Raw genomic sequence first — 11259 nt, 5'->3', positions numbered from 1 at the left:
ATACAAATACCCAGCAGGGGTATAAAGGAGGAAAATAAAAATGTTAACACTTTATCTTATAGCAGCCATTGCTTTAGTAATCTCTTTTTTCTTTAATAGAGAAAAAACTAAAAATGCTTTAAAAATCGGCTGGAAAAAATTCAATAAAATACTTGGGACTTATTTAAAATTACTTATTATATTATCTTTTATTCTTCTTATTTCTGATGAAATGATTATAAAATATCTTGGGGGCCATATACCAATTATTGGTCTTTTAGTTGGACTTATAGTAGGCTCAATAACAATGATGCCAGGTTTTATTGCCTATCCACTGGCCGGAATTTTAGTTGATAAAGGTGTAGACTATATGGTAGTAGCTGCCTTTATTACTACTTTAATGTTAGTAGGAGTAGCAACCTATCCTGTTGAAAAAGAATACTTTGGTATAAAAGCAACTATTTGGAGAAATGCAGCTGGCTTTATTATTGCAGCGATTGTCGCACTTTCCGCAGGATTATTATATGGGGAGGTATTTTAAATGAAAAATAATAATAATAAATTAAATTATATAATCTTTTTAGCTTTTTTACTATTTTTAGGTATATCATATTTTATTGATTTTTCTTTAGGTGAGAGAATGGGAGATAATTTTATGATATTTGCTAAAGATATGATAAAAATACTTCCACCAGCATTTATTCTTATTGGTCTTTTTGATGTCTGGGTAAGTAGAGAAACTATAGAGAAAAACTTTGGTAAAGCCTCAGGAATAAAAAAATATATTTATTCCATACTTTTAGCAGCAACTACGGTAGGAGGTACTTTTGTTGCTTTCCCTGTAGCAAATTCTCTTTATCATAAAGGAGCAAATTATAGTTCTATTTTCACCTATGTAACCGCAGCTTCAATAGTTATGATTCCAATGAGTATTATGGAAGCTTCAATTCTTGGTTTAAAATTTACTTTAATAAGACTTGGTATATCTCTTCCATTTGTAATAATTAGTGCAATTTTACTTGGAAATTACTTTGATAGTATAGATTATGAATTACCTAAAGCTAAATAAATTTCATAAAAAAAGCTGCCAGTTTGATATTAATAAAGTAATGGCAGCTTTTTTAGATATTAAATTATTTATAAATTTCTACTTCATTGACTTTTCTCTTTTCATTTAAAAAGATAATCCCATAAGTTCCTGGTCCAGTATGAGCACCTATTACAGCCCCAATATCACTAAAAATAACTGATTTATATTTTGTTTTTTCTTCAATTTCTGATTTAAATTCTTCCGCCTTCTTTTTAGAATTAGCATGTAGGATTGCTAGATTTTGTTCAGCTATATTAGTTCCTTTTTCTAAAAATAATTCAATAATTCTTTTCCTTACCTTTTTACTTCCTTTTTTCTTTTCTAATTGTTCTAATTTGCCATTTTCAACTTCAATTATTGGTTTAATATTTAAAATACCACCAACTAAACCAGAAATCTTATTTAATCTTCCTCCTCTGACAAGATAGTCCAAATCTTCTACAGTAAAAATATGTTCCATATGTTCAGCATAATATTTTATTTTCTCTATTATTTCTTTCTTATTTAAATTATTTTTTTCCATCTCCTGCAAAACATTATAAAGAGCAAGACCAACTCCCATACTTGCTGATTTTGTATCTATAATTGTAATATCAAAATCAGGATATTTTTCCTTTATCTTATTTTTGGCAAGTACAGCAGACTGAAAAGTCCCGGAAAGCTCAGAAGAAAAAGCAGGATAGATAACTGTCTTGTCCTTTTTAGCGTATTCTTCAAATTTTTCCATAAAATCATTTACTGCTACCTGAGATGTTTTATAAACTTCACCATTTTTCATATTTTCATATACCTTTTTAGAAGTTATCCCAATTCCGTCTTTGTATTGTTTATCTCCATGATGAATATATAAGGGAAAAACATCTATATCATATTTATCCGTCAATTCTTCAGGCATATCTGCTGCACTATCTAAAATAAATTTAATTTTCATTGCCAACTCCCCCATTCATATTTATTCTTTCACAACTTCATTTTTTAAGTTTCCTATATTTTCAATCTTTATTTCTATTTCATCACCTTCTTTTAAAAATACTGGCTCCTCTCTTGCAAATCCTACTCCCTCAGGAGTCCCAGTCAAAATAACAGTCCCTGGAAGTAAAGTCATATTTTTAGATAGATAACTTACAATTTCTTTTACAGAGAAAATCATATCAGCAGTATTAGAACTTTGCATTATTTCTCCATTTAAAATAGATTGAATTTTAAGGTTCTGAGGATTTAATTCTGTCTCAATAACTGGTCCCAGAGGACAAAAAGTATCAAATGATTTACCTCGTGCCCACTGCTTATCTATTTTTTTCTGACAATCTCGGGCACTTACATCATTAGCACAACTAAAGCCTAATACATAATCTAAAGCTTGATCTGGCTCAATATCTTTAGCCTTTTCCCCAATAATTACAGCCATTTCTGCTTCAAAATCAACTTCATTAGGTGCCATTTTCGGCAGTTTAATCAAATCATTATTACCAGCTAAACTGGTAGTTGCCTTAAGAAAAATAAGTGGTTTTTCTGGTAATTTAGATCCACTTTCTTCAGCATGTTTTTTATAGTTTAAACCAATCGCAATAATATTTGGAGGAATTACAGGAGATAAAAACTCTACTTCCTCCTTATTGATAAAGCTATTATCAATCTGAAAATTTGAAAAAATGTTGCCGCTTATTTTTTTGATTTTATCTTTTTTAACCACTCCATAGTTTATTTCATTTTCATATAGATATCTTGCAATTTTCATAATTGTTTTCACCTCTTAAATTAATTATACTTATCCTTTTCTTTTCACCAAAAAACAGGGCATAGTTCTACTTTCACCAGCAGGAGCTATTACATTTTCTCTACCTCCACGAGCATAAAATCCTGAAATCTTTTGATTATAGAGAAATATACTCAAAATATAGTTAACCTTTTCAATTTTAAACTCATCTTCTTCTACTAATCCCATTTTCATTTTAGGTTGTTCTATAAATTCTTGAACCAAATAATCATTTTTATATTCAATATTTTTGATTAAATTATCCCATTCTTTTTGATTATAATCCTGGCCAACATATACACCTTTACCGGCAAACTTATCAGCCGGTTTTAAAACAAAATCATTCTTATTATTTAAAATTTTATTTATTAATTTTTGATTCTCAAAACAAAGATTTTTTGTCCAGGGAATATGTTTTTTAATAAAATCTTTCTCATTCTTATCTAAAAAGTTAACTGCATTATCATCATGAAGGATTGCAAAAATAAATTTATTATGGGGGATTTGAGAACGAAAACTTCCTACAACACAAATATCACCATTTTCATATGCATTTATAAAATCAGTTATTTCATCTTCATTTTCCACCATACGAGCAGTAGTAGCTCTTCTATATATTAGATCAAGTGGAATATCGTTTGCCCATAATTGCCCATTTTTATAATTTAAATCACGAGGATCACAAATAACTGTTTTAAACCCAAGTTCTTCAAATCTTTTTTTGAATTCTAAAAATTCATTGTTGGTTCCATCCCCTTTAAAATCCATAATTCCTATATTAGGATTCTCTTTTGCCCTATCACCTGCAAATTCTTTATAATTTGCTATTATATCATTTATAAGAGAATAAAAAAGTTCATAATCTTTAAATTCATAATTATCTCTGTATTTTTTCATTAATTTACTATTCTTAAATTCACTTTGCAATACTCTTGCTTCATTCATCGCAGAAGAACCATCAGTATTTAATTCACAAAACTTAAATTGTTGATCATAATCATAGAAAAAATCAAATCTAGCTACAGGATACTCCATCTTATAACCAGGATTTATTAAAATTAACTTTTCCATTATTTCAGGAAATTTAAATCTTTTTCTAAATTTTTTATTATCAACAAATTCTTTTGTAACTTTTTTTAAAATTTTATTAAAAACTTCTATCTTATGCTCAAAATATAAATAATGATCTTCATTAAAAAGAATAGGTTTATAAAAAAATGAAACAGGTTCTCCGTGATAATAGGCAGAAGAATTAGCGATTTTTTCTTTCAATTTATTATATTCTTTTTTATGCACATCTTTATTATTGGCCATTTCCTTCTCTAATTTCTTGTAAAGTGAATCTATATCAATCAAAATATCTCCTCCTATTGTGAAATTTTTATTGTCTCCTACATTATTATATTACAACAAAAAAGTATAAATCCCTCTCAAAATTATCTAAATATATGTGCAAATTTTTTGATGCTTGTGCAAAAATTTTTTTCGCTTCTTAAATTAAAGTAAATTCATTTTCTGATATATTTATTTTTATTTTATTTTTTAAATAAATATATAATATTTTTTTCTTTCTTTTTAATTATTTCAAATATATTCAAAAATAAATCTTATTAAAAGCTGGAATAGTAGTTGCATTATTAAATATATCACAAGAAATAATTTTCTAAATAATCTAAACTATTAGAAAGGGAGGATGGAAAAATGGAGGAGTATGGAATTTTAACACTTTTACCACCTCTTATTGCAATTTTACTTGCATTTTTAACTAAGAGGGTTCTTATTTCATTATTTATTGGTATTTTTTCCGGAGCATTAATCATCACAGGAGGTAATCCACTGGCCGGAGTAGGATATACCTTAGATGCAATCACAGAATCAATGACAAGTAGTTGGAATGTTAGACTTCTATTATTCAACTTATTAATGGGTTCTGGAGTAGCATTTATCTGGAAATTAGGAGGTAGTCAGGCCTTAGCCACCTGGGCCCAAAAAAAGATTGATTCAAGAAGAGCAGCTGGAGTAGGAGCCTGGGTATTGGGTATGATAGTCTTTTTTAATGACTATGTAAATGCTGCTATAGTAGGTAATGCATTTAGAGACATATTTGAAAAACTTAAAATTTCAACTGAAAAACTATCTTATATTTTAGATTCCACTGCAGCACCAGTTGCAACATTTTTCATTTCGGACTGGATAGCTTTTCAAATTGGGATGATTAAATCTGGTATTGATACTGCAGGTATAGAAGGAGTAGACCCCTTTACAGCTTATATCAGAAGTGTTCCTTATAATCTCTATTGTATACTGGCTGTAATTTTTGTAGGTATTATAGTTATCTCTAACAAAGACTTTGGTCCTATGCTTAAAGCAGAACATAGAGCTATTACAGAAAACAAACAAACAAGAGATGGAGCTACACCAATGATGGATGTAGGATATGAACTTGGAGAGCCTAAAGACATAAAACCAATGTTAAAAAGTTTCTTTTATCCAATTATCGCTTTAATTGTTGTTTCTATAACTGGAATGTGGTGGACAGGTAGACCTGGAGAAAACATCATGGAGATACTAGGTAATTCTGCTCCAGCAAAAGCATTGCTCTGGGGAGCCTTTGCTATGACAGTAGTCGGTTTTGTAATGGCTTTAACCCAAAAGATTATGAATCTCGAAGAAACTATGGAAACTTTTATGGATGGTCTAAAATTAATGTTAATGGCATGTGTAATCTTGGTTCTTGCCTGGACTCTTGGCTCTATAACTGAAACTATGGACTTAGCAGGTTATATAGTAAGTTTATTAGGGGATTCTGTATCATATGCTTTCTTACCATTAGTTATTTTTGCAACAGGAATGTTAGTTGCCTTTGCTACAGGAACTTCCTGGGGTACTATGACTATTTTAACACCTATTGCAATTCCACTTGGTTTCCAAATCACAGGAGATCCACATAAAGCACTTATTTTAGCAGGAGTAGTTTTCTCAGGTGCTATTTTCGGAGATCACTGTTCTCCAATATCAGATACAACTGTACTTTCTTCTATCTTTTCTGGTGCAGACCATATGGATCACGTTTCAACCCAGATCCCATATGCAATAACAGTTGCTTCTGTAGCCGCAGTATTATATTTACTTTATGGATTCTTTGGACTCAGTCCTCTAATTTTAATTCCACTGGGAATTATTTCTCTAGTTATACTTGCTTACACTCTTTCTAATTACTTTAATCGTAAATATGGTTTACAAGATTCAAAATATCATGATTTAAAAGCTTAATCTAATATTCAATACTAAAAGGTGGGTTTTTAAACCCACCTTTTTATATTATTCAGATTTCAAATCATCTTCCAACCCAAAGTTAAATATAAAATCTTCCTGATCACTTCTACCTAAAGAAATATCATCTCCAGGGAAAATATCCAAACTATAAGTAAAAATTACTTCATTATTCAAATAATCATAACTTAATTTCACTTCTCTACAATGCAATCTTTTCTTTATAGATAAATTAGCTTTTTCAAGTCTTTCTGAGACAGATTCTTCAAAATCATAACTTATATTATTTTCTATATACCAGCCCCAGTCACCTGGAATTTCATAACTTATCTCATTTTCTAAAGTATTAAGTCTATTTTTATTTAAATCATATTCCAGTTCAGTATTAGCATTGATATTTTCTGTCTTATAATCACTTTTTACTATTAAATTTTCTTCAAATTCCTTTGAGTTCAAATTATATTCTGTTCCCAATGAAATAAGCCAACCTGTTAAAGGCCATATTTTTAAATTAGTTTCTAAAGGTAAATACTCCTGATTATATAAGTCATAACCACTTTCTAAACTAATATCTAAAAAATCATTTATATTATAATTCATACTACTTTCTATTTCTTCGCTAAATTCAGCCTGATCAAATTCAAATGGACTTTCTCCTCTATAAAGTGTTAGCTTATAATTGTTATTAATACTTAATCTATCAGTAATATTATTTTCCATTCCTAAATCACTATTATAAATACCCTGATAACGATTATAATTGTTATTACTTGTTTTTGATTTTAAATCATAAACTCTTCCTTTAATTTCCTGATCAATATTAAAACTAGTATTATCTAAAATCTGAAATCTGCGAGAATAGATAATATTTGCTGCTCCTCTATAACCTCGAGTACCAGAATCATCTTCAAAATAATTACCTAGCTGTAATTCATATTCAAAATAATTTCTAGGAGTATAAGTTATTTTTATTTCAGGCAAACGGTAAAAACTAACTTCATCTTCTTCAGTAAAAGCTGGATCTTCTCTTTCAATAATAGTATCAATCCTTAAATTAGAATATCTATAAGACAAAATAGATTCATAGTATTCTCTTGATTTTAAATTTTCATCTGTTTCTTTTAATTCTTCATAACCATAATTTGAGTTCAAACTCCAATTTCTTAACCATCTATAATTCAAATTATATTCTTGAGAGGTTCTTTCTTCTATTATATCTTGACCATAATCATAATCTAAATTTTGTTCTAAATCTATAGTAACATCTAAATTATTTTCAAAAGATTTCTCTAAATTTAAAGCCATTTCCATTTCTTTTTCATCATTATTTTTTGATTTAAAATAATTAACACTGTCCAGATTATAATCGGCATTTATAGAAAGTTGATTGGGGAAATCACGATTCATTTCCAGGCTAATATCATTTATTTCTTTATCTTCATTATTATTATCATAATCATAATTTTCATAGTTCATATCAAAATTAATATTTTGATCTTCTTTTTGATAATCAACTTTAAAAATTCCTTCTAAAAAATCATAGTTATTAAAGTACTTATAGTTCACTCTATTATTTGCTACTATATTATCTTTTTCATAATTATATTGAAGAGCCAAATGCTTATCAAATAAACTACTTAAATCAATATTATTTTCCTGAGTATAATAATAAAAATATCCCTGATGCTGATTATTATTTATAAAATATTGTTTGAAACCATAAGCTTCACCTGTTTTTTGATAATAATCAAAATATATTTGACCCGGCAGATCATAAAAAGAGGTATAATTAAAAATTAATTTTCCAAACCAACCTCGATTACTACTGTATCCAAACTCAGTAACCAATCTTTGTTTTTCTTCACTTAGAGAGATATATAAATAAGGAAGATAAAATAATGGTAATTTACCATTCAATTCATAAAAGACGACATTATATGCTTCTAAATAATCATTCGGCTTAATTTTTATTTTCTGTGCTTTAAAATAATAATGAGGTTTTTCAGCATCACAACCAGTAATATCACCTGGTGAAATTTTTATATTTTCTGGAGAAAACATCACCCCGGTTTGCTCTTCATTATTTTCTATTATTACTTCTTCAGCATGAAAATGATATTTACCATAATCAGCTTTTACATCTCCAGAGATAACCGTAGTATTTGTTTCACTATTATAATCTACTTTACCTCCAGTTATATTTAGTTTTTCCTGACTAAAAGCAGAAGAAGAAAAAGAGAAAATTGTAATCAAAATAAGCAGAGCTAGTATAAAAATATTTGATTTTATTTTTTTATTGATTATTGCCTCTTTATATTTCATCAGCTTACTCTCCTCATTATAATATTCTTCCCTCCTTTTATTATAAACCATTTAAATAATTCAATCAATTAATTTATATCTCTATTTATTTTCTACAAATTAAATTTTTTTCTTTTATTTATTAAACTGATCAAAAGGAGGTTCAGTATTTTCTGGAAGAGGAGTTTCATAATCCTTTCCCTCAGTTTCTTCATCAAATTCTTTTTTGGCTTCATCAATTAACTCTGGATCCTGATAAAGATCAAACAATGTTAATTTGCATTGGATGCCAGGTAATAGCAGAGTCTAAATCATCAAAAACTCCTAAAATAGGTTTGCCATTTCCGTATTCTGCAACAAAAGCAGACTATTATAGCCTGCATATACAAAAATTATTTTTACTTTTTTGTGACTTACTCACTATAAATCAACTTCTGCAATACTATTGCTATCCTATTCTTTGTTATTAAAGAAAATTAGCATATTTTTGCAAAATCAACTTTAAATCTGACAGATTTTCATTTAAAATTTCATAAACTCTTTTCTTATCTATATCTAAATAATCATGTACTAATATATTCCTAAAACCTATAATCTTTATAAATATATCTTTCATATTCTCATCTAAATAATTATTTTTGTATAAAACAATTGGTATATCCCTATATCTATCAACTTTTCCTAAATCTTTATCACTGATTATATGGTTACCTATATCAATCAAAGCTTCAATAGTTAAATGTAGAAATCTTTCTGTACTTCCATATAACATTTTATCTTTTACAAATTCCTCAACATTATAATTTTTGGAGTTTCCCCATTTTTTAAAACAGCAGTTGAAAATGAGTTATCAACAAGCAAAATGTAGGTAAATTGGTTTGAGAAACCTTTAGAATAAATTATCCACAGATTATACAAAAAAGGTGAAACAAGCTCCTAAATTTGGTATAATTAGTTTGCCAACAAAAAACACCAAAAAAAGGAGTTGTTTCACCATGACTAATTATACCAAACTTAGCTACCAATTGAAAAGGAAAAATACTAATTTTTCTAAAAAGATTTCAAAAAACATCTCTAAACCTAAAACTAAATTTGTAACTCAAACTATTTATGGTCTTCTAAAAGGACAATCAATACTACTTAGTGATATTGCTCGTTCACTAAAAGAAAAAATAACTTTAAAGAAAACTATAGATCGTTTATCTAGAAATTTAAAGAATTTTGATGAACATAAAAATATAAAAGAAAATTATATCAATAATATTAGTTCATATATAACAGATAATACTGTTTTTTGTTGTGATAAATCTGACATCGCTAAACCATATGGCGAAAAAATGGAAGCCATTGACTATATAAGAGATGGCAGCAAAAATGAAAGAGCTAAAGGTTATGATACTTTTGAAATTGCAGCTTTGACAGATAAAAAACAATTACCAATAGGAATCTATTCTAAAATATATTCAAGACTTGAAAAAGGCTTTAAAAGTAGGAATATAGAAGCATTTAAAGGACTTGATTTTGTAGAAAAACATTTTAGTAATAAAGGTGTTTATGCCCTAGATAGAGGTTATGATGCAAACAAGTATTATAAATACTTTATTAAAGGTAACAAAGACTTTGTAATTAGATCAAAGAATAATAGAAATGTGATATACAAAGGAAAAAGCATAAATATCTTGAAAATAGCTAATTTATATAAAGGTAAATATGTTAATTATTACACTGATAAACATGGAAGAAAAAGAAAAGTTAAATTCAGCTATGCACCAATAAAATTACCAGCATTAAAAAATAAAGATTTAACTTTAGTTATAATTCATGGTAGAGGAAAAGAACCTATGATGTTAATAACAAATATAAAACCTAAAGCCAAAAAATTAACTTTAGCAATTTTAAAAGCATATATAAAACGCTGGAAGATAGAAGAATATTTTAGGTTTAAAAAACAACAATTTGATTATTATGCAATAGCTGATGGAATAAAAGGAATTTTAGAAAAAACAACTAGTGGTATCAAGAAATTTTTAAAAAGTTATTATCTTAATCGGCAATCACACAACTTAAGATTGCTTTCTTTACCAATATGACAAATGTCATAAGTATAGCTGTTTTAAAAAATGGGGAAACTCAAATTATAATTTTTTTTGACATCTTCAAGAAATTTTAAGTATTCACATGCTTTTTCTATTCTCTTCTGTAAAACTTCTAATTTAAGCATTTAAAATCCTCTCCTTAAGATATTCCCTCTGCACTTTAAGTAAAGGTTTAAAGTCTAAATATTTTCTAACAACTAAAGAAAAATAACTATTTGCATCGAAATCACTACTTTTATATAAAATTTTATTATGTTTAACTACTTCATATTTTCCCACAATTGATAGCCTATTTAAAATCACTAAATCAATATCATCATATCCAAGTTCAACTAAACCTTTTAACATATCTATTTTTATATTTTTATTTTTACAATTATTTCTTACTAATACTGCTATATCAATGTCACTCATTTTATTATTATTACCTGTAGCATAAGATCCAAATAAATAAGCTGCTTTAACAACATCAAACTTTGAAAAATATTTTTTTAGCTTTTCAAAATTTTCAATCATTATATCACTTCCTGATAAATAATTTCTATCTCTTTACTTTAATTATAAACTATTTAAATTATGTAATCAATTTATCTCTTTTTCGAATATTCTTCTAAATCATTTTGATCAAGATATTTTTTGATTTTTTCCATAAATAACTCTCCATATTTCTTGTACTTAACTTCTCCCACTCCACTTATATTTAACATTGTATTTTCGGTCATAGGATAATATTTACACATTTCTTTTAAAGTACTATCATGAAA

11 protein-coding genes are annotated in these 11259 nt (G+C 27.4%); 4 read left to right on the top strand and 7 right to left on the bottom strand.

Annotation, left to right across the window (positions count from 1 at the left end):
* The first annotated feature begins 40 nt into the window (after positions 1–40).
* Both VJ881_08295 and VJ881_08290 read left to right on the top strand, forming a co-directional pair.
* Positions 41–520 carry a hypothetical protein gene (locus tag VJ881_08295; GenBank protein ID HKL76053.1) on the top strand — a complete coding sequence of 160 codons (480 nt, stop codon included), beginning with the start codon at positions 41–43 and terminating at the stop codon, positions 518–520.
* Positions 521–1048 (top strand): permease, encoded by a 528-nt coding sequence (locus VJ881_08290; protein ID HKL76052.1) that lies wholly within the window; start codon positions 521–523, stop codon positions 1046–1048. It begins immediately after the preceding gene.
* 64 nt (positions 1049–1112) lie between these two features.
* Here VJ881_08290 and VJ881_08285 read toward each other — a convergent pair whose 3' ends face one another.
* Genes VJ881_08285 through VJ881_08275 form a run of 3 tightly spaced genes read right to left on the bottom strand, consistent with a single transcriptional unit; the run spans position 1113 to position 4181 of the window.
* Entirely contained in the window at positions 1113–2000 is an 888-nt protein-coding gene (locus tag VJ881_08285; protein ID HKL76051.1) for a DegV family protein, read from the bottom strand.
* 21 nt (positions 2001–2021) lie between these two features.
* Positions 2022–2807, bottom strand: coding sequence for a fumarylacetoacetate hydrolase family protein (locus tag VJ881_08280; protein HKL76050.1), 786 nt, complete (start codon positions 2805–2807; stop codon positions 2022–2024).
* Positions 2808–2837: 30 nt separating this feature from the next.
* Positions 2838–4181: a hypothetical protein gene (locus VJ881_08275; protein ID HKL76049.1), complete on the bottom strand. Its 1344-nt coding sequence runs from the start codon at positions 4179–4181 to the stop codon at positions 2838–2840.
* 345 nt (positions 4182–4526) lie between these two features.
* On the opposite strand from VJ881_08275, the gene VJ881_08270 reads away from it, so the two are divergent.
* Positions 4527–6098 (top strand): Na+/H+ antiporter NhaC family protein, encoded by a 1572-nt coding sequence (locus tag VJ881_08270; GenBank protein HKL76048.1) that lies wholly within the window; start codon positions 4527–4529, stop codon positions 6096–6098.
* Positions 6099–6146: 48 nt separating this feature from the next.
* Here VJ881_08270 and VJ881_08265 read toward each other — a convergent pair whose 3' ends face one another.
* The 3 genes from VJ881_08265 to VJ881_08255 form a co-directional block, all read right to left on the bottom strand.
* Complete coding sequence (locus tag VJ881_08265; protein ID HKL76047.1) at positions 6147–8420, bottom strand: LptA/OstA family protein; 2274 nt, start codon at positions 8418–8420, stop codon at positions 6147–6149.
* A 114-nt stretch (positions 8421–8534) separates the two neighbouring features.
* The gene (locus VJ881_08260) at positions 8535–8669 is read right to left on the bottom strand and encodes a hypothetical protein (GenBank protein ID HKL76046.1); all 135 of its coding nucleotides are present in this window, start codon (positions 8667–8669) and stop codon (positions 8535–8537) included.
* Positions 8670–8865: 196 nt separating this feature from the next.
* The gene (locus VJ881_08255; GenBank protein HKL76045.1) at positions 8866–9243 is read right to left on the bottom strand and encodes a DUF86 domain-containing protein; all 378 of its coding nucleotides are present in this window, start codon (positions 9241–9243) and stop codon (positions 8866–8868) included.
* 151 nt (positions 9244–9394) lie between these two features.
* On the opposite strand from VJ881_08255, the gene VJ881_08250 reads away from it, so the two are divergent.
* Complete coding sequence (locus VJ881_08250; GenBank protein HKL76044.1) at positions 9395–10489, top strand: transposase; 1095 nt, start codon at positions 9395–9397, stop codon at positions 10487–10489.
* Positions 10490–10612: 123 nt separating this feature from the next.
* Here the strand turns inward: VJ881_08250 and VJ881_08245 are convergent, their stop codons facing one another.
* Positions 10613–11011 (bottom strand): nucleotidyltransferase domain-containing protein, encoded by a 399-nt coding sequence (locus tag VJ881_08245; GenBank protein ID HKL76043.1) that lies wholly within the window; start codon positions 11009–11011, stop codon positions 10613–10615.
* Between the last annotated feature and the right edge of the window lie 248 nt (positions 11012–11259).

Source organism: Halanaerobiales bacterium (assembly GCA_035270125.1).
Lineage (GTDB): Bacteria > Bacillota > Halanaerobiia > Halanaerobiales > DATFIM01 > DATFIM01.
The sequence above is the reverse complement of the archived record's forward strand: the minus strand, read 5'-3'. Positions and strand labels throughout refer to the sequence as shown.